The 22,157-nt window shown below is 70.3% G+C and carries 24 protein-coding genes; 16 read left to right on the top strand and 8 right to left on the bottom strand.

From position 1 onward, the window contains the following. Positions 1-62: 62 nt before the first annotated feature. Together ACIQAC_RS25785 and meaB are read left to right on the top strand one after the other, a co-directional pair. Positions 63-1,256, top strand: a complete 1,194-nt coding sequence (locus ACIQAC_RS25785) for an acetyl-CoA C-acetyltransferase (RefSeq protein ID WP_402194570.1) — start codon at positions 63-65, stop codon at positions 1,254-1,256. Positions 1,257-1,299: 43 nt separating this feature from the next. Beyond that, the gene (meaB, locus tag ACIQAC_RS25780) at positions 1,300-2,271 is read left to right on the top strand and encodes a methylmalonyl Co-A mutase-associated GTPase MeaB (protein ID WP_402194568.1); all 972 of its coding nucleotides are present in this window, start codon (positions 1,300-1,302) and stop codon (positions 2,269-2,271) included. A gap of 114 nt (positions 2,272-2,385) precedes the next feature. Here meaB and ACIQAC_RS25775 read toward each other — a convergent pair whose 3' ends face one another. After that, positions 2,386-3,111 carry a PepSY domain-containing protein gene (locus tag ACIQAC_RS25775; RefSeq protein ID WP_402194566.1) on the bottom strand — a complete coding sequence of 242 codons (726 nt, stop codon included), beginning with the start codon at positions 3,109-3,111 and terminating at the stop codon, positions 2,386-2,388. 126 nt (positions 3,112-3,237) lie between these two features. Here ACIQAC_RS25775 and ACIQAC_RS25770 point away from each other — a divergent pair, with 126 nt between their 5' ends. Both ACIQAC_RS25770 and ACIQAC_RS25765 read left to right on the top strand, forming a co-directional pair. Then, entirely contained in the window at positions 3,238-3,906 is a 669-nt protein-coding gene (locus tag ACIQAC_RS25770) for a response regulator transcription factor (protein ID WP_402194565.1), read from the top strand. Then, positions 3,903-5,384 (top strand): sensor histidine kinase, encoded by a 1,482-nt coding sequence (locus tag ACIQAC_RS25765; protein WP_402194563.1) that lies wholly within the window; start codon positions 3,903-3,905, stop codon positions 5,382-5,384. The genes ACIQAC_RS25770 and ACIQAC_RS25765 overlap by 4 nt, the downstream gene beginning before the upstream one ends. A 6-nt stretch (positions 5,385-5,390) precedes the next feature. On the opposite strand, the gene ACIQAC_RS25760 is transcribed toward ACIQAC_RS25765, so the two are convergent. From ACIQAC_RS25760 to ACIQAC_RS25750, 3 genes are all read right to left on the bottom strand, one after another. Continuing rightward, positions 5,391-5,867: a MarR family winged helix-turn-helix transcriptional regulator gene (locus ACIQAC_RS25760; RefSeq protein WP_402194562.1), complete on the bottom strand. Its 477-nt coding sequence runs from the start codon at positions 5,865-5,867 to the stop codon at positions 5,391-5,393. Between the two features lie 92 nt (positions 5,868-5,959). After that, complete coding sequence (locus tag ACIQAC_RS25755) at positions 5,960-6,757, bottom strand: AIM24 family protein (protein WP_402194560.1); 798 nt, start codon at positions 6,755-6,757, stop codon at positions 5,960-5,962. A gap of 84 nt (positions 6,758-6,841) precedes the next feature. Then, positions 6,842-7,000, bottom strand: coding sequence for an Arc family DNA-binding protein (locus ACIQAC_RS25750; protein WP_402194559.1), 159 nt, complete (start codon positions 6,998-7,000; stop codon positions 6,842-6,844). Positions 7,001-7,028: 28 nt separating this feature from the next. Between ACIQAC_RS25750 and ACIQAC_RS25745 the strand changes: the two genes are divergently transcribed. Then, positions 7,029-8,252: an RNA-guided endonuclease InsQ/TnpB family protein gene (locus tag ACIQAC_RS25745; RefSeq protein WP_402194557.1), complete on the top strand. Its 1,224-nt coding sequence runs from the start codon at positions 7,029-7,031 to the stop codon at positions 8,250-8,252. Between the two features lie 21 nt (positions 8,253-8,273). Here ACIQAC_RS25745 and ACIQAC_RS25740 read toward each other — a convergent pair whose 3' ends face one another. Further along, positions 8,274-8,924 carry an AIM24 family protein gene (locus ACIQAC_RS25740; RefSeq protein WP_402194555.1) on the bottom strand — a complete coding sequence of 217 codons (651 nt, stop codon included), beginning with the start codon at positions 8,922-8,924 and terminating at the stop codon, positions 8,274-8,276. A 1-nt stretch (position 8,925) separates the two neighbouring features. Continuing rightward, the gene (locus ACIQAC_RS25735; RefSeq protein ID WP_402195091.1) at positions 8,926-9,558 is read right to left on the bottom strand and encodes an AIM24 family protein; all 633 of its coding nucleotides are present in this window, start codon (positions 9,556-9,558) and stop codon (positions 8,926-8,928) included. 309 nt (positions 9,559-9,867) lie between these two features. Here ACIQAC_RS25735 and ACIQAC_RS25730 point away from each other — a divergent pair, with 309 nt between their 5' ends. From ACIQAC_RS25730 to ACIQAC_RS25695, 8 genes are all read left to right on the top strand, one after another. After that, complete coding sequence (locus ACIQAC_RS25730; RefSeq protein WP_402195089.1) at positions 9,868-10,665, top strand: endo alpha-1,4 polygalactosaminidase; 798 nt, start codon at positions 9,868-9,870, stop codon at positions 10,663-10,665. Between the two features lie 140 nt (positions 10,666-10,805). After that, on the top strand, positions 10,806-11,150 hold the full coding sequence (locus tag ACIQAC_RS25725) for a DUF3817 domain-containing protein (protein ID WP_402194552.1): 345 nt from the start codon (positions 10,806-10,808) through the stop codon (positions 11,148-11,150). Further along, the gene (locus ACIQAC_RS25720) at positions 11,147-11,440 is read left to right on the top strand and encodes an MTH1187 family thiamine-binding protein (RefSeq protein WP_402194551.1); all 294 of its coding nucleotides are present in this window, start codon (positions 11,147-11,149) and stop codon (positions 11,438-11,440) included. Before ACIQAC_RS25725 ends, ACIQAC_RS25720 begins: the two co-directional genes overlap by 4 nt. 161 nt (positions 11,441-11,601) lie before the next feature. Further along, positions 11,602-12,354: a hypothetical protein gene (locus ACIQAC_RS25715; protein ID WP_402194549.1), complete on the top strand. Its 753-nt coding sequence runs from the start codon at positions 11,602-11,604 to the stop codon at positions 12,352-12,354. Beyond that, positions 12,351-13,055 carry a DUF4166 domain-containing protein gene (locus ACIQAC_RS25710; protein WP_402194547.1) on the top strand — a complete coding sequence of 235 codons (705 nt, stop codon included), beginning with the start codon at positions 12,351-12,353 and terminating at the stop codon, positions 13,053-13,055. Before ACIQAC_RS25715 ends, ACIQAC_RS25710 begins: the two co-directional genes overlap by 4 nt. Continuing rightward, positions 13,052-13,702 (top strand): TetR/AcrR family transcriptional regulator, encoded by a 651-nt coding sequence (locus tag ACIQAC_RS25705; protein ID WP_402194544.1) that lies wholly within the window; start codon positions 13,052-13,054, stop codon positions 13,700-13,702. Before ACIQAC_RS25710 ends, ACIQAC_RS25705 begins: the two co-directional genes overlap by 4 nt. 207 nt (positions 13,703-13,909) lie before the next feature. After that, positions 13,910-15,694, top strand: a complete 1,785-nt coding sequence (locus ACIQAC_RS25700) for a glycosyltransferase family 2 protein (RefSeq protein WP_402194541.1) — start codon at positions 13,910-13,912, stop codon at positions 15,692-15,694. Positions 15,695-15,697: 3 nt separating this feature from the next. Then, positions 15,698-17,623: a galactose oxidase-like domain-containing protein gene (locus ACIQAC_RS25695; RefSeq protein ID WP_402194539.1), complete on the top strand. Its 1,926-nt coding sequence runs from the start codon at positions 15,698-15,700 to the stop codon at positions 17,621-17,623. A gap of 24 nt (positions 17,624-17,647) precedes the next feature. Here ACIQAC_RS25695 and ACIQAC_RS25690 read toward each other — a convergent pair whose 3' ends face one another. Continuing rightward, positions 17,648-18,646, bottom strand: a complete 999-nt coding sequence (locus ACIQAC_RS25690) for a glycoside hydrolase family 6 protein (RefSeq protein WP_402194538.1) — start codon at positions 18,644-18,646, stop codon at positions 17,648-17,650. A gap of 244 nt (positions 18,647-18,890) precedes the next feature. On the opposite strand from ACIQAC_RS25690, the gene ACIQAC_RS25685 reads away from it, so the two are divergent. The 3 genes from ACIQAC_RS25685 (at position 18,891) to ACIQAC_RS25675 (ending at position 21,591) form a co-directional block, all read left to right on the top strand. Next, positions 18,891-19,400 (top strand): MarR family winged helix-turn-helix transcriptional regulator, encoded by a 510-nt coding sequence (locus ACIQAC_RS25685; RefSeq protein WP_402194536.1) that lies wholly within the window; start codon positions 18,891-18,893, stop codon positions 19,398-19,400. 43 nt (positions 19,401-19,443) lie between these two features. Next, complete coding sequence (locus ACIQAC_RS25680) at positions 19,444-19,782, top strand: DUF3817 domain-containing protein (protein ID WP_402194535.1); 339 nt, start codon at positions 19,444-19,446, stop codon at positions 19,780-19,782. Positions 19,783-19,890: 108 nt separating this feature from the next. Then, on the top strand, positions 19,891-21,591 hold the full coding sequence (locus tag ACIQAC_RS25675; protein ID WP_402194533.1) for a methylmalonyl-CoA mutase: 1,701 nt from the start codon (positions 19,891-19,893) through the stop codon (positions 21,589-21,591). A gap of 83 nt (positions 21,592-21,674) precedes the next feature. On the opposite strand, the gene ACIQAC_RS25670 is transcribed toward ACIQAC_RS25675, so the two are convergent. After that, positions 21,675-22,103, bottom strand: coding sequence for a DUF3103 family protein (locus ACIQAC_RS25670; RefSeq protein ID WP_402194532.1), 429 nt, complete (start codon positions 22,101-22,103; stop codon positions 21,675-21,677). Positions 22,104-22,157 lie beyond the last annotated feature (54 nt).

The following is a 22,157-nucleotide window of genomic DNA, read 5'->3' as shown; positions in this document are numbered from 1 at the left end:
TACATTCGAAGTAAACCCTCGTTCACTCCTCGGCCCTCCAGGCTGGAAGGGGATCGCACCTCATGTCTTCTGGAAATTCGGTGATCGTTGCGGGCGCGCGTACGCCCATGGGACGGTTGCTCGGCTCGTTGAAGTCCTTCTCCGGAGCCGATCTCGGCGGCTTCGCGATCAAGGCCGCCCTCGACCGTGCGGGTATCGGTGGCGACCAGGTGCAGTACGTGATCATGGGCCAGGTGCTCCAGGCCGGGACAGGGCAGATCCCGGCACGCCAGGCCGCCGTCAAGGCCGGAATCCCGATGGGCGTCCCGGCGCTCACCATCAACAAGGTCTGTCTCTCCGGCCTCGACGCCATCGCGCTCGCGGACCAGCTGATCCGCGCCGGCGAGTTCGACGTGATCGTCGCGGGCGGCCAGGAGTCCATGACCAACGCCCCCCACCTGCTGCCGAAGTCCCGCGAGGGCTTCAAGTACGGCGCGGTGGAGATGCTCGACGCCATGGCCCACGACGGTCTGACCGACCCCTGGGAGAGCATCCCGATGGGCGAGTCGACCGAGAAGCACAACACACGGCTCGGCCTCGGCCGCGCCGAACAGGACGAGATCGCCGCCCTCAGCCACCAGCGCGCGGCCGCCGCCCAGAAGAACGGCACCTTCGAGGCGGAGATCACGCCGATCGAGATTCCGCAGCGCAAGGGCGAGCCCGTCGTCTTCAGCAAGGACGAGGGCATCCGGCCCGACACCACCGCGGAGTCGCTGGCCAAGCTGCGCCCGGCGTTCGCCAAGGACGGCACGATCACCGCGGGCTCGGCCTCGCAGATCTCCGACGGCGCCGCCGCGGTCGTCGTGATGAGCAAGACGAAGGCGCAGGAGCTGGGCCTGGAGTGGATCGCGGAGATCGGCGCGCACGGCAATGTCGCCGGGCCGGACAACTCCCTCCAGTCGCAGCCCTCCAACGCCATCGCGCACGCCCTGAAGAAGGAGGGCATCGGCGTCGGGGACCTGGACCTCATCGAGATCAACGAGGCCTTCGCCGCCGTGGCCCTCCAGTCAATGAAGGACCTCGGCGTGTCCTCGGAAATGGTGAACGTCAACGGTGGTGCCATCGCCCTGGGTCACCCGATCGGGATGTCCGGCGCCCGGCTCGTGCTGCACCTGGCGCTGGAGCTGAAGCGGCGGGGCGGCGGTGTGGGCGCGGCCGCGCTGTGCGGCGGCGGTGGCCAGGGCGACGCGCTGATCGTGCGGGTCCCCAAGCCCTGACCGGGCACCCTGCCGGTAGACCGAGGAACGGAACGGAGCTGTGATGCAGGACGTCTCCACACTGGTGACCCAGGCCAGGGAGGGGCGGCCCAGGGCCGTCGCCCGGCTGATCTCCCTGGTGGAGGGGGCGTCCCCGCAGCTCCGCGAGGTCATGGCGGCGCTCGCCCCGCTCACCGGCGGGGCGTACGTCGTCGGCCTCACCGGCTCACCGGGCGTCGGCAAGTCGACCACGACGTCGGCCCTGGTCACGGCCTACCGCAAGCAGGGCAAGAGGGTCGGTGTGCTGGCGGTCGACCCGTCCTCCCCGTTCTCCGGGGGCGCGCTGCTGGGCGACCGGGTCCGGATGTCGGACCACGCCTCCGACCCCGGTGTCTACATCCGCTCGATGGCGACCCGCGGCCACCTCGGCGGCCTCGCCTGGGCGGCACCGCAGGCGATCCGCGTCCTGGACGCGGCGGGCTGCGACGTGATCCTGGTGGAGACGGTCGGGGTCGGCCAGTCCGAGGTCGAGATCGCCTCGCAGGCCGACACCTCGGTGGTGCTGCTCGCCCCCGGCATGGGTGACGGCATCCAGGCGGCCAAGGCCGGAATCCTGGAGATCGGCGACGTCTACGTCGTCAACAAGGCCGACCGCGACGGCGCCGACGCCACGGCCCGCGAACTCAACCACATGCTCGGCCTCGGCGAGTCCCGGGGCCCCGGCGACTGGCGCCCCCCGATCGTCAGAACGGTCGCGGCACGCGCGGAGGGCATCGACGAGATGGTCGAGGCCCTGGAGAAGCACCGCGCCTGGATGGAGGAGCACGGAGTCCTCGCCGAACGCCGCCGTCGCCGGGCGTCCCACGAGGTCGAGTCCATCGCCGTGACGACGCTGCGGGAACGTATCGCGGACCTCCACGGCGACCAGCGGCTGAGCACACTGGCGGAACGCATCGTCGCGGGGGAACTGGACCCGTACGGCGCGGCGGACGAACTCGTATCGGGCCTGACCCACACCAGCCCCTCCGGCGTCTGAGGACGAGGCCGTCCAGGCCGAAGGGGGGTCCGGGGGCACAGCCCCCGGGGGCGGGACGGGAAAGGGCGGAGGGGGCGACCGCCAAGGCGGCCCGCCCCCTCACCACCGCGTCCGTCAGTCGTCGCGCTGACCGTCGTCGTCCCCACGGTCCACGGTCACCGCACCGGACTTCACATCGACGTTCCAGTCCTTCTCGACGCCGTTCCCGTCGACCGCCTCGACGTCCCAGCTCACGGTCCGCGAGTCGTCGTCGAGACCGATGGACGTGACGACCCCCTTGGCGGCGGCCTTGGTGGCGGCGTCCGCCGCGTTCACCCCGGCGCCCCGCACGGCGGCCCGGTCCTCACGGTCGTCGTCGTCGTCCTGTCCGCTCCGGGTGTCGAGCACCTTGCCGGAGGTGGGGTCGACGTAGACGGTGTAGGACGTCGTGCCCTTGCCCAGGATGTCGACCTCCCAGTGGCGCCCGGTGGGCCCGGCGTCGTCACCGTCGTCGTCGTTGTCCAGGTCGGCGGAGACCGCCGTACCCGCCTGGTGCTTCAGGGCGGCCTCGATGGCCTGGGCGGCGGTCACCTTCGCGGTCCGCGCCTGGGTCCCGTCGTCACCGCGGTCGTCGTTGCGGTCGTCGTCGCGGTCGTCCCGGAGGTCGTCGCTGCGGTCGTCGCCGTCGTCGTCCCGGTCGTCCGTCTGTGCGGCCGTGGCCGGGCCGGCGGACGAGGCGGAAGAGGCGGGCGCCGCGGCCGGCGCACCGGAACCGCTCCCGCCCCCGGCGAACGCCAGCGTGGTTCCGCCTCCGACGACAGCGGCAGCGGTGACGGCGGCGATGACGATGTTGCGCTTCATAAGAAGTACCTCCCCGTAGGTGGGCTGTCGGTCGTTCCGACAACCACCACGCTGCCGGGCGGCACCTGAAGCCACGCTGAAACCACCTGAAGGTCGCTTCAGCTTCCGTTTGCGACCCTGTTACCCATGCGGCTGCTGATCGTGGAGGACGAGAAACGTCTCGCGCTGTCCCTGGCCAAGGGCCTGACGGCGGAGGGATACGCGGTGGACGTCGTCCACGACGGCCTGGAGGGCCTGCACCGGGCGACCGAGTCGCCGTACGACCTGATCGTGCTGGACATCATGCTGCCCGGCATGAACGGCTACCGCGTCTGCTCCACCCTGCGGGCCGCCGGCCACGACGTACCGATCCTGATGCTGACCGCGAAGGACGGCGAGTACGACGAGGCGGAGGGCCTGGACACCGGCGCCGACGACTACCTCACCAAACCCTTCTCCTACGTCGTCCTGGTCGCCCGCGTCCGTGCGCTGCTGCGCCGCCGGGGCAGCGCGGGCGGCGCCTCCCCGGTGCACACGGTCGGCGACCTGAAGGTCGACACCGGTGCCCGGCGGGTGCTGCTCGGCGAGGACGAGATCGCGCTCACCGCGAAGGAGTTCGCCGTCCTGGAGCAGCTGGTGCTGCGCTCGGGCGAGGTGGTGTCCAAGTCCGAGATCCTGGAGCACGTCTGGGACTTCGCGTACGAGGGCGACCCGAACATCGTCGAGGTGTACGTCAGCGCACTGCGCCGCAAGCTCGGCGCCGGGCTGATCCGGACCGTCCGCGGCGCCGGCTACCGGCTGGAGGCGTCCCGGTGAGCCGGCTGTTCGGTTCCGTACGGGCGCGGGCCACGCTCGGCGCGACGCTGGTGGTGGCGATCGCGCTGGCCGCCGCCGGGGCCGCCGTACTGCTGTCTCTGTACTCGAACCTGACGGGCGAGGCCGGTACGCAGGCCGAGCGGACCGCGCGCCAGGTCGCGGCCGATCTCTCCGTCGGCGTGCCCTCCCGCGGGCTGGACCTCGACGACGAGGACCAGCCCGTCCAGGTGCTGTCCGAGGACGGCACGCTGGTGGCGGCGAGCAGGGACCTGGAGCGGATCAGCGGCACGTCGACCTCGCAGGTGAGGCCGGTGAACCGGCCGGATCCGGCGACCCCGGCGGACCCGGGGCAGCGGCCCACTCCGCGGCCCAGCGCCGGCCAGGGCGACGACGATGACGATGACGACGACGCCGAGGACTCCGGGAGCGGCGCCGGCGCGTCCACGGGGCCCGGCGAGATCTCCGAGGACACCGGCTTCAGCCAGGGTTCCGCGACCCTCGACGGTCAGTCCGGGGACTACCGCTTCGCCAGGGTCGAGGTGGACGTCCGCGACCAGGGCACCTTCACCGTCTACGCGGGCGCGCCGCTGGCCGCCGAGCAGAGCGCCGTGAACACCGCGATGACGGTCATGCTGATCGGCTTCCCGCTGCTGCTCGGCGTGGTCGCCGCCGTCACCTGGCTGGTGACGCGGCGGGCGCTGCGCCCGGTCGAGGGCATCCGGCGGGAGATGGCGGAGATCACCGCCTCCGCGGATCTGAGCCGCCGGGTCCCGGAGCCGGAGACGCACGACGAGATCGCCCGGCTGGCCAGCACCACCAACGAGACCCTGGCCGCGCTGGAGACCTCGGTGGAACGCCAGCGCCGGTTCGTCGCCGACGCCTCGCACGAGCTGCGCAGCCCGATCGCCTCGCTCCGCACCCAGCTGGAGGTCGGCGCCGCCCACCCCGAACTCCTTGACGTGCCGGGCGCGGTCGCGGACACCGTACGGCTCCAGCATCTGGCCGCGGATCTGCTGCTGCTCGCGCGGCTCGACGCGGGGGAGCGGCCGCAGGACGGGCGGGTCGATCTGGCCGCCCTCGCCCGGGACACGGCCGAGGGGCGCCCGGGGGTGCGGGTGACGGCGGACGACGTGGTCGAGGTGGCCGGGTCCCGGGGGCAGTTGGAGCGGGTGCTGGGCAATCTGCTGGACAACGCCAGGCGGCATGCCCACAGTGCCGTGACGGTGGCGGTGCGCGGGTCGGGCGGTCTGGCCGTCGTCGAGGTCGCGGACGACGGGGACGGGGTGCCGGAGGCGGACCGGGAGCGGATCTTCGAGCGGTTCGTACGGCTCGACGACGCCCGCAGCCGGGACGACGGCGGCGCCGGGCTCGGTCTGGCCATCGCCCGCGATGTCGCGGTCCGGCACGGCGGCACGCTCACCGTGGGGACGGCACCGGCGGGCGGAGCCCTGTTCGAACTCCGCCTGCCGCTTGCCTGAGCCCGGTCAGGGGCGGCCGCGCTGCCCCCGCAGATGGTCCGCGATCGGCTTGAGGCCCTTGTCCAGCTCCGTCAGCGCGTCCGGCGCGAGCAGATCGATGAAGTGCCTGCGCACGGACGCCACATGATGCGGCGCGACCTTCTTCATGGTCTCCAGGCCGTGCTGGGTGAGGACCGCGTAGAGCCCGCGCCGGTCGGACTCGCAGTTCTCCCGGCGCACCAGGTCCGCGTTCTCCATCCGCGTGATCTGGTGCGAGAGGCGGCTCTTGGACTGGAGGGTGGCGGAGGCGAGATCACTCATCCGCATCCGCAGGTCCTCGGACTCGGAGAGGTTCACGAGGATCTCGTAGTCGTTCATCGTCAGGCCGAACGGCTGTAGATCTTTTTCGAGCTGATACGTCAACAGCTTGTTGACCTCCAGATGGGTGCGCCAAGCACACTGCTCCGCATCGGTCAGCCAGCGCGTGGCCGTCTCGGTCTCCATAAATGAAGTCTACCTAAGAGGTTGAAAGGTGAACTAGTGAGGGCGGTGTGACGGTGCGCACGCGTTCGATGTCACACTCCGCAGACTACCGCTCACAGCCCGAAGCGACGCTGGAGGTCTCCCAGCTGTCCGGGAAGACGCGGTGCGCCGGCTTGCGGCGCGTGCCCACCTGGTACCCCACCGCCACCCGGCACGCCGGCCTGCTGCGGAACCATCCCCGTGGCCTGCTCCGCCATCAGCGCCTCGGACGACTGGAGCAGGACCGTGCCGGCCCCCACGAACTCGAACTGGTGCTCCTCCCCGGAGGCCCCGCCCATGCCCGTCATCGCACGTAGACCGCCCATCAGGCCGGTCATGTACCCGTGGTCGTAGTGATGGCACGGCGACGGGCAGTCGGCCCAGCCGACGAGGGCCTGCGGGTCGACCCGGATCGGGGGTTCCATGAACACCACCGGGCCGTTCGAGGCGGCCACAAACTTTCCGGTTCCGATAAGGGTCAGAAAACCCGGCACAATCGACTGCTTCAGCGCGAGAGTTGGCTGAAAAGCGAGCAGGTTGCCGGAGCGAATGGTCAGATTGCCGTTCTCCAGGTCGAAGGAGTTCACGTCGAAGGCCCGGTCGGCGAGGAGCATCTTGCCGTTGCCCTCCGCCACGACCCAGTCCGAGGCGTGCAGTGGCGAATGGAACGAGGTCCGGACAAGTCGGTCGAGCCGGCCGTGCCCGATGCCGTTGAACTCGATCGACCCGTAGTACGAGATCATCTTCCCCTTCTGCAAGAACCACTGGGAGCCCTTGAGCTCCACGCAGAAGGTGTACGAGTTCACGTTGTCGTCGACGGGGAGTGTCATCGGGTCGTACGCGACGGGACCCGCACCCGGGTAGGCGGTCATCGGGCTCCTCTCGGGATGCTTTGACCCTCGATTCGGGAGGAAATCGGATTGCTGTGGAGCAGGGCAGGGAAAGTCGCATCGCCGTCAGGGCGATTTGCTGTCCGCCTTGTCGGCGGCGCGCTCGCCCTCCAGTCGGTAGATGATCTCGGAGTTGAGGGACCTGCGGGCGGACTTGGCCTGAGAAGCCAGCCACTGGTGAAGGTCCGCGGGGAGCCTGAGAGTGATCTTTGTTTCTGCATCCATGCCCCTAATGTAGTGGTAAAGTGGTGGCATGACGACCCTAGAGGTGACTGGGGACGCCGGTCGTGTCCGGTACACCTACCGGCTGCGCATGTCGTCGACCGCCCGCGCCGAGCTGGAAGCGGAGTGGGCGCGGTGCCGGTGGCTCTGGAACGAGTGCTGCGCCCGCTCGAAGAAGGCGCATGCCGCAGGCGAGAAGTGCGGCCCGGCCCGCCTCGACAAGATGCTGACCGTGGCCCGCACCGCGAACGGATGGCTGCGCCAGGGATCCTCGGTTCCGCAGCAGCAGATCATCCGGGACTTCGCCAAGTCCCGTGCCAAAGCCCTGAAGGACATCAAGGCCCGCTTGCCGATGGGTCAGCGTGCAGGGATGCCCGGGTACAAGAAGAAGCATGCGGCGGATCCCACGCTGAACTACACCCAGCGTGGCTTCCGCCTGAAGGGCGGGCGACTGTATGTTGCAGGCGGAATCAGCCTGGGCGTGGTGTGGTCGCGGGATCTGCCCACGCCGCCGTCGTCGGTGCGAATCTACCGTGACAACCTCGGCCACTGGTACGCCTCGTTCGTCGTCGTGACGGCCACCGAGCCCTTGCCTGCCACAGGGCGGGACATCGGCATCGACTGGGGTATCAGGGAAACCGCGACCACCACATCGGACACCCATGACCTCCCGCACGCTCAGCACGGCAAGAATGCCGCCCAGCGCCTCGCCCACCGCCAGCGGATGACTGCCCGGAGGAAACCCAAGCGCGGACAGCGCGGCTCGAAGGGCTATCGCCGGGCGCAGAGGCTGACCGCGAAGCTGCACAAGAAGGTCGCTCGGCAGCGTGAGGACGCCGGGCGCAAGTGGGCCAAGAAGGTCGTACGCGACCACGACCGCCTCGCGGTCGAGGACTTCCGGCCGAAGTTCCTCGCCAAGTCCACCATGGCTCGCAAAGCCGCTGACGCAGCGATCGGCGCGACGAAACAAGCCCTGATCCACATGGCCCGCAAGCACGGCCGTGAACTGCACCTCGTCAACCCCGCGCACACCACCATGGACTGCGCACAGTGCGGAGCGAGAACCAAGCACGCACTGCCCCTCTCGGAACGTACCTACGCCTGCACCGCGTGCAAAGCCGTGTCCCCCAGGGACAAGAACTCTGCCCGCGTGATGCTCGTCCGGGCTGGTCTCAACCCGGCTGGTGCTGATCGTGTAAGAGCTGCCGGACCGCAGGCCCGCAGCCAACGTGAGCCAGGAATCCCCTCCCTTTAGGTCCTTCAGGGAAGGGAGGATTCAAAGCTTCTCCTCCGAGGCCTGGACGTACACCGCGCCGTTGCCGCTGAGCTCCAGCTGGAAGGCCTCGCCGGAGCCGCGGCCCACCATGTCCCGCCAGCCGAGCGCGGTCGACAGCTTGTTGCGGACGTCGCCGTGGTGGGCGACGTACGCCTGCGGGTCGACGTGGACCGGCTGCTGCGGGGTGATCGGGATCTCGAACACCCCGCCGTGCGCCATCACGGCGACCGAACCGTGGCCCTTGAGGGTCGTGGTGAACAGGCCCTGACCGCTGACCTGGCCGCGGACCATGCCCATCACACCGCCCTGGGAGCCGAGGAACAGCGTGCCCTGCTGGAGCGTGCCCTCGAAGGCGAGCAGCCGGTCCGCCTCGACACAGAGGGTCTCGCCGGTGAGGTTGATGACCTGGACGTGGTGGCCACCGTGCCCGAAGAGCACGGTGCCGCTGCCCTCGACGGTCATCAGCGGGGTGTCCTCGTTGGCCACCCGGCGCCCGATCATCGACATGATCCCGCCCTGGCCGCCGGCCATGTTGGGCGTGAAGCTCACCTCGCCCTTGTAGGCGAGCATGGCGCCGCGCTGGCTGAACAGCCGCTGCCCGGGGCCGACGGTCGCCTCGACCATCTTGGAGTTGATCTCACGGAAGGCCATGTCACACATCCCCCGCGATCGTGTTCCGCTCGCTGGGCTGGACGTAGACCAGTCCGTCGCCCTCGAAGCGGATCTGGAAGGCCTCGCCGCCGCCCTCGCCGAGCAGCGTGCGGAACGTCACGCCCGACTGGAAGGACTGCCGGAGGTTGCCCTGGTGCGCGACGTACGCGCCCGGGTCGACGGTCAGCGGGAACTGCGGGCTCACGCGCAGCAGTACGGCCGGGCCGTCCGACATGATCGCCGCCTGGCCGTGGCCCTCGACGGTCGTCGTGAACAGGCCGTTGCCCTGGGTGGCGCCGCGCATGCCCGTGAAGGACGTGCCCGTGCGCAGGCCGCCGTCGGTCGCGAGCAGGTTGCTCGACTCGACGTACAGCTTGTCGCCCTGGAGGCCGACCAGGTTGATCTCGGAGGCCCGGTCCGCGAACCAGCAGGTCCCGTGCCCCTTCACTTCCATCATGGTCATCTGCTCGCCGGTGATCCGGCGGGTGACCATTCCGCGTATGCCCTCACCACCGCCACTGAGCTTCTTGAAGTCCATCCGGCCGTCGTACGCGACCATCGCGCCGTTCTTCGCCTTCACGGCGTCCCCGGTCATGTCGACGGCCAGCACCTTGCTGCCTTGGAGTCGAAACATCGCCACGCAGGTGAAGGTAGCTCCCGGGGGACCTCCACGAACAGTGCCTACGGGTGGACAAATGCCCTGAGCGGGCCCCTAGGGGGTGCCCGGACGGCGGTGATCATTCCGGCTGCGGCGCCGTTGTGGCCGGTCGCGCAGTTCCCCGCGCCCCTCTCGGGGGCTGGTGTTCGGGGGTTGGTGCGGCCTCGTTGTGGCTTGTCGCGCCGTTCCCCGCGCCCCTGGGGGGTGGGGGCGGGGGCTCGTGTTCGGGTGCGGGTGTGGTCATGATTTGTTGTCCGTGTCGTGACTGCTCAGGAGTCGTTTGTGATGGGCCGGCCCTCTCGTGTGCTGGTGGTGCTCGCTCTGGTCGGGGTGCTTGGCGGGTGTTCGGGGGGTGACGGGCCCGAGGTGCTGCTTCCCCCGGCCGGGGTCGGGTTCGACTATCAGATCGGTGGGGCCTACCCGGCCCCCGAGGGGGTGCGTGCCGTCTCGCGCGACCGGAGTGCGAAGCCCGCGCCCGGCCTCTACAACATCTGTTACGTCAACGCCTTCCAGGCCCAGCCCGACGCCACCGGCTGGTGGGAGGAGCACCACCCCGACCTGCTGCTGCGCGACGGCGACGGCGGGCTCGTCGTCGACCGGGACTGGGACGAGGCGCTCCTGGACATCTCGACCCCGGCCAGGCGCGAGCGTCTCGCGGAGGTCGTGGGGGAGTGGATCGACGGCTGCGCGGACGCCGGGTACCAGGCCGTCGAGGCCGACAACCTCGACTCGCACCTGCGGTCCGACGGGCTGCTGACCGCCGAGGACGACCTCGCCTTCGCCGGGCTGCTCGTCGACCGCGCGCACGCGGACGGGCTCGCGATGGGGCAGAAGAACGCCGCCGAACTCGCCTCCAGGGGCCGCGCCCTGGGCTTCGACTTCGCGGTCGCCGAGGAGTGCGGCCAGTACGAGGAATGTGACGTCTACGCCGACGTCTACGACGACCGGGTCCTCGACATCGAGTACACGGAGGCGGGGCTCGCCGCCGCCTGCGACCGCTGGGGCGACAGACTGTCCGTCGTCCTGCGCGATCTGGACGTCGTCCCGGCCGGCCGGCCGGGACACCTGCGCCGCACCTGCTGAGAGTCCCGATCCGGCCCCCGTGCCCACCCCGCCCCCGTCGCCTGCCACAATGGGTGAACGTTTGTGCTTCCGTTCACAAAGCGGTCGGCCCGTCGCGGACCGGTCGCCGGAGCCCCCGACACCCCCAGCGAAGGTGACCCGTGGACATCAAGACCGCCGGCGCGCTGCGCCGCCTCCGCCTGGTCTCGGCCCCCGAGGCCGTCTCGTTCCTCGTCCTGCTCCTGTGCTCCGTACTGAAGCGGACGACCGACTTCAACGCGGTGCCCGTGATGGGCGCGGTCCACGGCGTCCTGTTCATCCTGTACGTGATCTTCTGGGCGGACGCCTGGAACAAGGCCAAGTGGCCGCTGAAGACGGCCGCGCTGTACTTCGTCCTCTCGATCCTGCCCACCGGCGGCTTCTTCGCCGAGCGCAGGCTGCGGCGTGAGTCCGAGGACGCGCTCATCGCCTCGCGCGCCCGCAACGAGGGGATCGTGAACGCGTGATCGTCGCCTTCTCCGTGACGCCGCTGGGTGTCGGCGAGGACGTGGGGGAGTACGTCGCCGACGCCGTCCGCGTGGTGCGTGAATCGGGGCTGCCGAACCGCACCGACGCGATGTTCACCTCCGTCGAGGGCGAGTGGGACGAGGTCATGGACGTCGTCAAGCGGGCCGTCGCCGCCGTCGAGGAGCGCGCACCCCGCGTGTCCCTGGTCCTCAAGGCCGACATCCGCCCCGGCGTGACCGACGGCCTCACCTCGAAGGTCGAGACGGTGGAACGCCACCTGGCCGACTAGGCCCGCATCGGCACGGCCGACCCCGGCACCGCGAAACCCCGGTCCGCAGAGGACCGGGGTTTTTCGCGTCCACCCTTTGAGCGATCGCTCAAAACGAGATACCGTCTCCCCCGAGAGTTTGAGCGATCGCTCAAACACGCTGCTGAAGTGGGGGACGAGCCATGGGGCTCTACATAGAGGCACGTATCCGTGCCGACCTCGACGAGCTGTGGTCGGCCTCCCAGGAACCGTCCCGGCACCAGCGCTGGGACCTCCGCTTCACCGAGATCGAACACCTCCCCCGTGCGGAGGGCGAACCGCAGCACTTCCGGTACGCCACGCGCGTGCTGCCCTTCCTCACCGTCGCCGGCACCGGCGTCTCGGCCGGCGAGACGCAGCGCCCGGACGGCTCCCGCACCTCCGCCCTGCGCTTCGCCTCTCCGCACCCCCTCTCCCTGCTCGCCGAGGGCAGCGGCTACTGGCGCTACGTCCCCGACGGCGACGGCGTGCGCTTCCTCACCGGCTACGACTACCGCCCGCGCTGGGGCCGCCTTGGCGCGGTCGCCGACCGGCTGCTGTTCCGGCCGCTGATGGGCTGGGCCACCGCCTGGTCCTTCGACCGGCTCCGGCTCTGGCTGGAGCGGGGCATCACGCCGGAGCGCGCCCTGTTCAACTGGCTCACCGAGATCGCCGTACGTGTGCTCGTGGCCGGAGTCGCCGTGACCGGCCTCGGCCTGGAGTCCTTCCTGCGGCTGTTCGGCCCCTTCGCCGCACCCATGGCCTACCTGTCCCCGCTGCTGCTCCTGGTCGCCCTCTCCCTGGCCCTGTTCCTGCCGCCCCGGGCCGCCACCCCCGCCGCCCGGCGCTGTCTGCGCACCCCGCCCACCCGCGCGCGTGCCCCCCGTCTGCTGCGCACCCTGGAGAACCCGCGATGACCACCACACCGGCACCCGCCCGCGCCTCGATCTTCCGCCGGGCCATGGGCGCCGACTTCGACCGCCTCCACCCCGAGCTGCGACGCCGGTTCTCCGTCGGACTGGACAGCGGCGAGGCCTGCACGGGCCGGGGTGTCATGGACCGGATCTGGCACGGCGGCCCGTGGGTGAAGCCGTTCCTGGCGCTCGGCACCACCCGCAACATCCTGGTCCCGCGCGCGGGCCGCGATGTCCCCTTCACCATCGAGAACGTGCCGTACGCCGACACCTTCGGACGTGAGACGGTGACCTTCGTGCGCACCTTCGACCTGCCAGGCCGGCCCCGCCGCTTCGACGCCCAGATGGTGCTCGGCCCGCGCGGCGACCGGATCCTCGACTACCTGGGCACCCACCAGCACCTCGCCACCGACCTCCACCCGAGCGCGGAGCCCGACGGCTCGCTGCTGATCCGCTCCGGCGAGCACCGGTTCCGCGAGGGCCCGGTCGACGTGCGGGTGCCCGCCCTGATCGGGGCGACGGCCGAGGTGCGGGAGTCCTACGACGACATCTCGGGGCGCTTCCGGATCCGGGTCCGGGTGGTGAACGAGCACTTCGGGCCGCTCTTCGGCTACGACGGCTCCTTCCGGGCCACCTACACCGACGTCCGCCGACGCGGCGTCAGGCCCGGACTGCGTCCGGTGCGCGAGGAGGCCCGCGCGTGAGCCCCGAGACGGCGAAGTCGCTGGAGACCAAGACCAAGCTGCTCGACGGCGCCCTGCGCGTCCTCACCGAACAGGGCATCGCGAAGACCTCCGCCCGTACCGTCGCCACGGCCGCCGGGGTCAACCAGGCGCTGGTCTTCTACCACTTCGGCTCCGTCGACGAGTTGCTCGCGGCGGCCTGCCGCTACGGCGCCGAGCGCACGGTCGCCCGCTACCGCGACCGGTTCGCCGCCGTCACCTCGCTGTCCGAACTGCTCGCCGTCGGCCGCGCGATCCACGAGCAGGAACGCACCCGCGGCCATGTGGCCCTGCTCGGCCAACTGCTCGCCGGCGCCCAGACCCACGAGAGCCTCGGCCCGGCCACCGCCGCCGGCCTGGAACTGTGGATCGCCGAGATCGAGCGGGTCCTGGTCCGGGTGCTGGCGGCCACCCCGTTCGGCGAGTTCGCCGACCCGGCCGGACTCGCCCGCGTGGTCGCCGCGTCCTTCGTCGGCATCGAGCTCTACGAGGGCGTGGACGGCGAGGGCGCCGCCGCCGCGCTCGACGCCCTCGAACAACTCGGCGCCCTCGTGGCCGCGTTGGAGGACCTCGGCCCGGTCGCCCAGCGTGCCGTCCGTCTTCGTCTGCGCCGCACGAGCCGCCGCTGAGGGGCGGGGCCCGCCGGGCTCCGGCCGTCGCAGCCCGCCCCGCGCGCCCCTTCGGGGACAGCCGCAGGTCCGGGCCGCCCCAACCCTGCGTACCGCCGTTTGCACCCGACCGCGCATATGCCCACCCACCTGGACGCCCCCAGTTCGACACGCCCCGGAAACTGCACTTTTGTGTGGGTATCGACTCGTTCGATCACCCCACATCACATGGAGGGCGCTGTGCGGCCGGAGGGCTACGACTACGACACCCACAGCCGACTGGCCGGGCCGCTCACCGAGCCGTCCCGCCGCGCGTACCAGGTGCGGTACACGTCGCTGCTCGCGCAGGAGCCGCACCGAATACGAGCGATCCTCCTGATGACCCTCGCCCCGGTCCTCACCGGCATCCTGCTGGTCTACCTCGTCTGGCCCAGCCACTGGGTGGAGCGCGAGGGCGGCGACCGCTGGCTGGTCTGGCTCGACGTCCTGATGCTCATATCCATCGGGCTGATCGAGCTGTTCATGGTCGTCAACGTCGCGTCCGTCGCGCACGCCACACTCGTCGCCCGCGACCCGGTCCCGGTGTTCCCCCAGCCCGGCACCCGCGTCGCCTTCCTCACGACGTACGTCCCCGGCAAGGAACCCCTCTCCATGGTCCGCGCCACCCTTGAGGGCGCCACCAGGATCACCCACACCGGCCCCCTTGACGTCTGGCTCCTCGACGAGGGCGACGACGCCCAGGCCAAGGCCCTGTGCGCGGAACTCGGCGTCCGCCACTTCACCCGGCACGGCGTCCCCGAGTGGAACCGCGAGTCCGGCGTCCACAAGGCCCGTACCAAACACGGCAATTACAACGCCTGGATCGCCATGCACGGCGACGCGTACGAGTTCTTCGCCTCCGTCGACACCGACCATGTGCCGCTCCCGAACTTCCTGGAGCGGATGATGGGCTACTTCCGCGACCCGGACGTCGCCTTCGTCGTCGGACCGCAGGTGTACGGCAACTACGACTCCCCGGTCACCAAGGCCGCCGAGTCCCAGCAGTTCCTCTTCCACGCGCTGATCCAGCGGGCCGGCAACCGCTACCGGGCGCCGATGTTCGTCGGCACCAACAACGTCGTACGGATCGCCGCCGTCCGGCAGATCGGCGGGCTGTACGACTCCATCACCGAGGACATGGCCACCGGCTTCGAGCTGCACCGGACGAAGAACCCGCGCACCGGCCACCACTGGCGCTCCGTCTACACACCCGACGTGCTCGCCGTCGGTGAGGGGCCGGCCTCCTGGACCGACTTCTTCACCCAGCAGATGCGCTGGTCGCGGGGCACCTACGAGACGCTGTTCCAGCAGTACTGGAAGGCGCCGTTCAGGATGCCGGCCGGGCGGCTGTTCTCGTACACGCTGATGCTCGTCTACTACCCGATGACGGCCGTCAACTGGTTCCTCGGGATCCTCAGCTGTGTGCTGTTCCTGTGGTTCGGCGCGTCCGGCACCCAGGTCGCCGCGTCCGTGTGGCTGATGCTCTACAGCGACGCCGCCGCCCTCCAGATCGGCCTCTACCTCTGGAACCGGCGGCACAACGTCTCGCCGCACGAACCGACCGGCTCGGGCGGACTGGCCGGCATGGCGATGTCCGCGCTGTCGGCGCCCATCTACCTCAAGTCCTTCGGCGAGGCCGTGATCCGGCGGCCCAGCCGGTTCGTCGTCACCCCCAAGGGCGGCGACGCCAGCCCCGACCGGCTGATGACGTTCCGGATCCATCTGGGCTGGGCGATCCTGCTCGTCACCTCGCTGACCGCGTCCGTGATCCTCGGCCACACCCATGTCGCCATGCGCACCTGGGCCGTCCTCGCCACCGCGATCTCCCTCGCCCCGGTCGCCGTATGGGCCGCGACGCTCCTCAAGGAACGCCGGGAACGCCGGGAGCTGACCCAGCCGGCCCGCGTCACCGACCCGTCCGAACCCGCCCTCGCCACGAGCGGCACTCCGCACGGCACGACAGGAGGCAACTAGACCATGGCCTACCAGCCCTCCGAGAAGACCAAGAAGACCGTGTTCGGCGTGGGTGGCGTCGCGATCCTGCTGGGGCTCAACGCCCCGGCCGCGCTGGACTTCGCCGGGGAGAAGTACCACGAGTACAAGATCTCCCGGCCCGCCTACCAGGCGCAGTACGGCTCGTGGAGCGGGCTCGACATCCCGGACGAGTACCGCACCAACGCCATCCACGCGGCGCTGCTGCACACCGGCAAGGTGCTCATCGTGGCCGGGTCGGGCAACGAGCAGCGCAAGTTCGACGAGGGCGACTTCGACACCGTCCTGTGGGACCCGAAGACCAACGAGTTCAAGAAGATCCCCACCCCGGACGACTTCTTCTGCGCCGGCCACGCCCAACTCCCCGACGGCCGGCTCCTGGTGGCCGGCGGCACCGCCCGCTACGAGCTGCTCGACGGCGAGGTCGACCGGGCCGGCGGCGGAATGCGCGTGAAGAACGAGAACCCCGACAAGGCGGTCTTCCTCAAGAAGGGCACCCGCTTCCGCTCCCCGGCCGGCGTCGAGTACGTCACCCGCTTCGACGTCACCGTCCCCCGCGCGAAGAAGACCGCCAACACCCGCGGCGCCAACGTCACCGCCCAGGAGGCCCGCGTCTTCGTCGAGGCCGTCGAGGACGGGCCGCTGTCGGTCACCGAGAAGCAGACCCAGTACGAGATCGTCGGCCTCAAGGGCGAGGACGCGGACAACACCTACGGCCTCAGCGAGAAGATCACCCTGGAGAAGCAGGACTTCCAGGGCATCCGCGCGGCCTACGAGTTCGACCCGAAGGCCGAGCGGTACATCCCCGTCGACCCGATGGACAAGGCCCGCTGGTACCCGACGCTGGTCGGGCTCGACGACGGACGGGTCCTCGCCGTCTCCGGGCTCGACGACGTCGGTGTGATCGACCCCGGCGACAACGAGATCTACGACCCGAGGACCAAGAAGTGGACGCCGGGCCCCCAGCGGTACTTCCCCACCTATCCCGCCCTCTTCCTCACCAAGGGCGGCAAGCTCTTCTACTCGGCGGCCAACGCCGGGTACGGGCCCGCCGAACGGGGCCGGGAAGCCGGGATCTGGGACCTGAAGACCAACCGCTTCCAGAAGGTGCCGGGGCTGACCGACGCCGACGAGACGGAGACGGCGGCCTCCCTGCTGCTGCCGCCCGCGCAGGACCAGAAGGTGATGATCCTGGGCGGCGGAGGCGTCGGCGAGTCCGACGAGGCGACCCCGCGCACCGCGGTCGTCGACCTCAAGGAGGACAACCCGGTCTTCCGGGACGGCCCCGACCTGCCGCAGGGCACCCGCTATCTGAACAGCGTGATCATGCCCGACGACACCGTCTTCACGTCCAACGGCTCCTCGGACTACCGCGGCCGCAGCTCCAGCAACATCCTCAAGGCGCAGTTCTACGACCCGAAGGCCAACGCCTTCCGGGAGGCGGCGGCGCCCAAGGTCGGCCGCAACTACCACTCGGAGGGCCTGCTGCTGCCCGACGGCCGCGTCGCCACCTTCGGCTCCGACCCGCTCTTCGACGACCAGCAGAACACCAAGCTCGGCCACTTCGAGCAGCGGATGGAGATCTTCACCCCGCCCTCGCTGCACCGCGCGGGCGCCGACCGCCCCGTACTGAAGGACGGTCCCGAACGCCCCACGAACGGAAGGGTGACGTACGCGACCGACCGGCCCGAACGGGTCGCCGAGGCGCGGCTGATGCGCCCCAGCGCGGTCACCCACACCACCGACGTCGAGCAGCGCTCGATCGAGCTGAAGGTGACGAAGAAGGGCGGCTCGGTGACCGTCACGATCCCCGACGACCCGGCGCTGGTGCCGCCCGGCTGGTACATGCTGTTCGTGACGGACGCCGAGGGCACCCCGTCCGAGGCGAAGTGGATCCATGTGGAGCGCTGAACGGCCGCCCCGGACGCCGGAGTTCTACGCCTTGGAGTTGCGGGCCAGCTCCAGGGCGTACTCCGGCCACCAGCGGCCGGCGTCCGGGCCGCCCTCGCAGGTGCCGTCCGACTCGCCGGGCCGTTTGATCCACAGATAGGCGTCGAGACTCGGCACGCCGGTGTCCAGGGTGGGCCGGGTGCCGAGTGCGCGGCCGGGCGGATTGCACCAGACGCCGTCCAGGGGGCCCTTGCCGTTGCGGCTGGTGTCGATGACGAAGTGCTTGCCGCCGAGGCCCTTGGAAAGTTCGAGGCCGTAGGTCCGCGCGACCTCGTCGGTCTGGAAGTTGGAGACGTTGAGCGCGAACCCGTCGGCGGTGGCGACACCGGCGCGTCGGAGCGGCTCGACCAGCTTCCACGGCTCCTTGATCCAGGCCGGGTTGCCCGCGTCCAGGTACACCCTGGTGTTCGGCTGCTGCTTCAGCCGGGCGATCGCCTCGCGCAGCAACTGCTCGCGCTCGGGCTCCAGTTCGCGCGGGGTACAGCCCGAGACGAGGTGCGCGATCGCGTCCGGCTCCAGGACGACCAGGGCCTTGCTGTCGCCGATCGCGGTGGCGAACCTCCCGATCCAGTCCCGGTAGGCGGTGGCGTCCGCGGCGCCGCCCGCGGAGTGCAGTCCGCAGTCGCGGTGCGGAATGTTGTACGCCGTCAGCAGTGCCGTCTTTCCCGCCTCCCGGGCGGCGGTGGCGGCCGCGCCGACCAGCGGGGTGGGGTCGATCTCGCCGGCCGGCCACAGGGTGGTCGGCTGCTCGGCGATCCGCTTCAGCACTTCGGCGTCCTGTGTACGGCCCTGCTGCTGCCAGGTGCGGATCTGGCGGGCGGCGGGGCTCTCCGGGTCGACCCAGAACGGGGAGTCCGGGGCGGCGCTCGCCTTCCTGGACGGGGCGCCGGCGACGGAGGCCTCGTCGACGCCGGGGACGAGTGCGCAGCCTGCGGCTAGTCCGAGCACCGCGAGTGCCGCGAGGGGGTGGATCGGCCGGGACATGCTGCTCCCTGGAGCGGAGGTGACGGTCAGTAACGAAACGTCAGTATGGTCGCATAGGTGGGCAAAAGGTGCAGGAAGGGGCGTGGGGGGCTCGGCCGTACGGGTCAGCGGGCGCGGGGGGCGGGTGCGAGTGGGGGGCGTTGCTCGGCCCGGGAAGGGGTCCGGGAGCCGCCTCTCGGGCGGGGCGGATCAAAAGGCGAGACAGGGCTGACCGCGATATGACCGACGGGTAGGGTCTGGTGCCGTGCCGAAGCCGCTCAGTCTCCCGTTCGACCCCATCGCCCGCGCCGACGAACTCTGGAAGCAGCGCTGGGGCAAGGTGCCGTCGATGGCCGCGATCACCTCGATCATGCGGGCGCACCAGATTCTGCTCGCCGAGGTGGACGCGGTCGTGAAGCCGTACGGGCTCACGTTCGCGCGGTACGAGGCGCTGGTCCTGCTCACCTTCTCCAAGGCGGGCGAACTGCCGATGTCGAAGATCGGCGAGCGTCTGATGGTCCACCCGACGTCCGTCACCAACACCGTCGACCGGCTGGTGACCTCCGGTCTGGTCGCCAGGCGCCCCAACCCCAACGACGGCCGCGGCACCCTCGCCGTGATCACCGGGAAGGGCCGCGAGGTCGTCGAGTCCGCCACCCGCGACCTGATGTCGATGGACTTCGGCCTGGGCGCCTACGACGCCGAGGAATGCGCGGAGATCTTCGCGATGCTGCGCCCGCTGAGGGTGGCGGCACAGGACTTCGACGAGCAGTGACCCGCCGGAAGATCGCCCGGAACCGGCGGTTACGCTCGACGGCATGAAAAAGAGCGTGCTGACCCGCTACCGCGTCATGGCCTACGTCACCGGCGTGCTCCTGGTCCTGCTGTGCCTGTGCATGATCGGCAAGTACGTGCTGGACATCGACGGCGCCGACGGCGCGACCCGGGTGGTCTCCATCGCGCACGGCTGGCTGTACGTCGTGTACCTGGTCTTCGCCTTCGACCTGGGCTCCAAGGCGAAGTGGCCGGTCGCCAAGCAGCTCTGGGTACTGCTCGCGGGCACCGTTCCGACGGCCGCGTTCTTCGTGGAGCGCAAGGTCACCCGCGAGCTGGACGCCAAGGTCGCGCAGGACGTCCCGGTGGCCGCGAAGGCCTGACCGGACCCCGCCGTACGCACACGCGTACGGCGGATCGTTTCCCCCGATTACTAGGACGTCCAAGTAAACCGTCGACATTTACTTGGACGTCCTAGTAAATTCGATGGTATGGACGCTGACGCCATCGAGGAGGGCCGCCGTCGCTGGCAGGCCCGGTACGACGCCGCTCGCAAGCGCGAGGCCGACTTCACCACGCTCTCCGGGGACGTGGTGGAGCCGGTGTACGGGCCACGGCCCGGCGACATCTACGACGGCTTCGAGCGGATCGGGTGGCCGGGGGAGTACCCCTACACACGGGGCCTGCATCCGACCGGCTACCGGGGGCGGACATGGACCATCCGGCAGTTCGCCGGGTTCGGGAACGCCGAGCAGACCAACGAGCGCTACAAGATGATCCTCGCCAACGGCGGCGGTGGACTCTCCGTGGCCTTCGACATGCCGACCCTCATGGGCCGCGACTCCGACGAGGAGCGCTCGCTCGGCGAGGTCGGCCACTGCGGTGTCGCCATCGACTCCGCCGCCGACATGGAGGTCCTCTTCAAGGACATCCCGCTCGGTGACGTCACCACGTCCATGACCATCAGCGGGCCCGCCGTGCCCGTCTTCTGCATGTACCTCGTCGCCGCCGAGCGCCAGGGCGTCGACCCGGGCGTGCTCAACGGCACCCTCCAGACCGACATCTTCAAGGAGTACATCGCGCAGAAGGAGTGGCTCTTCCAGCCCGAGCCCCATCTGCGCCTGATCGGCGACCTCATGGAGTACTGCGCCGACCGCATCCCCGCCTACAAGCCGCTGTCCGTCTCCGGCTACCACATCCGCGAGGCCGGCTCGACGGCCGCGCAGGAGCTGGCGTACACCCTGGCCGACGGGTTCGGGTACGTCGAACTGGGGCTCAGCCGCGGCCTCGACGTCGACGTCTTCGCACCGGGCCTGTCCTTCTTCTTCGACGCGCACGTCGACTTCTTCGAGGAGATCGCCAAGTTCCGTGCCGCGCGCCGGATCTGGGCCCGCTGGATGCGGGACGTCTACGGGGCGAAGACGGAGAAGGCGCAGTGGCTGCGCTTCCACACACAGACCGCCGGCGTCTCGCTGACCGCGCAGCAGCCGTACAACAACGTGGTGCGTACGGCGGTCGAGGCGCTCGCGGCCGTGCTCGGCGGCACCAACTCGCTGCACACCAACGCCCTCGACGAGACCCTCGCGCTGCCCAGCGAGCAGGCCGCCGAGATCGCGCTGCGCACCCAGCAGGTCCTCATGGAGGAGACCGGCGTCGCCAACGTCGCCGACCCGCTGGGCGGTTCGTGGTACGTCGAGCAGCTGACCGACCGGATCGAGGCCGACGCCGAGAAGATCTTCGAGCAGATCAAGGAGCGGGGCCTGCGGGCGCATCCCGACGGGCTGCATCCGATCGGGCCCGTCACCTCCGGGATCCTGCGCGGGATCGAGGACGGCTGGTTCACCGGCGAGATCGCCGAGTCCGCCTTCCAGTACCAGCGCTCGGTCGAGAAGGGCGACAAGCGGGTCGTGGGAGTCAACGTCCACACCGGGTCGGTGACCGGCGACCTGGAGATCCTGCGCGTCTCCCACGAGGTGGAGCGCGAGCAGGTCCGGGAGCTGGCGGCGCGCAAGGGCCGGCGCGACGAGGCGGCCGTACGGGCCGCGCTGGACGCGATGCTCGCCGCCGCGCGGGACGGCTCCAACATGATCGAGCCGATGATCGCCGCCGTACGCGTCGAGGCGACGCTGGGCGAGATCTGCGGGGTGCTGCGGGACGAGTGGGGGGTGTACACCGAGCCGGCCGGGTTCTGACCGGGCGAGGCGCCCCCGGGTGTGCGCGAACGGGCCGGCGGGATGTCCCGCCGGCCCGCTGTGCCGCCGTGGTCGGCGGCGGCTCAGAACTCCTGCACGAAGTACGGCTCCAACGTCAGCTGCCCGTTGCCCCGGGCGCCCGGCAGTGTGCCGCTGCTGTTCTGCGCCAGCGTGTACCAGGAGTCGGTGTAGTCCGGGTCGTCGGTCCACCAGTCGGCCGGGATGGCGTCGAGGACCGCGTTCACCAGCGGGATGTACGCGCCCTGGTCGGTGACGGTGAGCAGGATCGCGGCGATGGCCCTGGCGAGCTCCAGGTAGTTGGTGGAGCCGTCCTCCTCCATCATCACGACGTCGGCCAGGTTGTACTTGTACGACGACCAGTTCACCAGGATCTGGTTGGGGTGGTACGACGTGCCGTCGTTGTCGAGGTACGGCATGTCCACGGGGTCGACGCGGACCTTGCCGTCGTGCCCGAACCCGGTGACGAGGGGGTGGAGCGGTGGTGCGAGCACAGTCAGGAAGGAGCTGCGATGTCTATGCGAGTAGAACGCTGCTGAAATGATGTC

This window comes from Streptomyces sp. NPDC088387 (assembly GCF_044753385.1).
Lineage (GTDB): Bacteria > Actinomycetota > Actinomycetes > Streptomycetales > Streptomycetaceae > Streptomyces.
This window is presented reverse-complemented; position numbering and strand designations above follow the sequence as displayed.

Excerpts from the sequence above, each read along its gene's own strand:
- ACIQAC_RS25700 (WP_402194541.1), top strand. The coding sequence starts at position 13,910 with ATGGAGGGCGCTGTGCGGCCGGAGGGCTACGACTACGACACCCACAGC.
- ACIQAC_RS25715 (WP_402194549.1), top strand. The coding sequence starts at position 11,602 with ATGGGGCTCTACATAGAGGCACGTATCCGTGCCGACCTCGACGAGCTG.
- ACIQAC_RS25690 (WP_402194538.1), bottom strand. The coding sequence starts at position 18,646 with ATGTCCCGGCCGATCCACCCCCTCGCGGCACTCGCGGTGCTCGGACTA.
- ACIQAC_RS25755 (WP_402194560.1), bottom strand. The coding sequence starts at position 6,757 with ATGACCGCCTACCCGGGTGCGGGTCCCGTCGCGTACGACCCGATGACA.
- ACIQAC_RS25730 (WP_402195089.1), top strand. The coding sequence starts at position 9,868 with ATGGGCCGGCCCTCTCGTGTGCTGGTGGTGCTCGCTCTGGTCGGGGTG.
- ACIQAC_RS25740 (WP_402194555.1), bottom strand. The coding sequence starts at position 8,924 with ATGGCCTTCCGTGAGATCAACTCCAAGATGGTCGAGGCGACCGTCGGC.
- ACIQAC_RS25710 (WP_402194547.1), top strand. The coding sequence starts at position 12,351 with ATGACCACCACACCGGCACCCGCCCGCGCCTCGATCTTCCGCCGGGCC.
- ACIQAC_RS25695 (WP_402194539.1), top strand. The coding sequence starts at position 15,698 with ATGGCCTACCAGCCCTCCGAGAAGACCAAGAAGACCGTGTTCGGCGTG.
- ACIQAC_RS25735 (WP_402195091.1), bottom strand. The coding sequence starts at position 9,558 with ATGTTTCGACTCCAAGGCAGCAAGGTGCTGGCCGTCGACATGACCGGG.
- ACIQAC_RS25775 (WP_402194566.1), bottom strand. The coding sequence starts at position 3,111 with ATGAAGCGCAACATCGTCATCGCCGCCGTCACCGCTGCCGCTGTCGTC.
- ACIQAC_RS25680 (WP_402194535.1), top strand. The coding sequence starts at position 19,444 with ATGAAAAAGAGCGTGCTGACCCGCTACCGCGTCATGGCCTACGTCACC.
- ACIQAC_RS25675 (WP_402194533.1), top strand. The coding sequence starts at position 19,891 with ATGGACGCTGACGCCATCGAGGAGGGCCGCCGTCGCTGGCAGGCCCGG.
- ACIQAC_RS25750 (WP_402194559.1), bottom strand. The coding sequence starts at position 7,000 with ATGGATGCAGAAACAAAGATCACTCTCAGGCTCCCCGCGGACCTTCAC.
- ACIQAC_RS25770 (WP_402194565.1), top strand. The coding sequence starts at position 3,238 with ATGCGGCTGCTGATCGTGGAGGACGAGAAACGTCTCGCGCTGTCCCTG.
- ACIQAC_RS25745 (WP_402194557.1), top strand. The coding sequence starts at position 7,029 with ATGACGACCCTAGAGGTGACTGGGGACGCCGGTCGTGTCCGGTACACC.
- meaB (WP_402194568.1), top strand. The coding sequence starts at position 1,300 with ATGCAGGACGTCTCCACACTGGTGACCCAGGCCAGGGAGGGGCGGCCC.
- ACIQAC_RS25785 (WP_402194570.1), top strand. The coding sequence starts at position 63 with ATGTCTTCTGGAAATTCGGTGATCGTTGCGGGCGCGCGTACGCCCATG.
- ACIQAC_RS25760 (WP_402194562.1), bottom strand. The coding sequence starts at position 5,867 with ATGGAGACCGAGACGGCCACGCGCTGGCTGACCGATGCGGAGCAGTGT.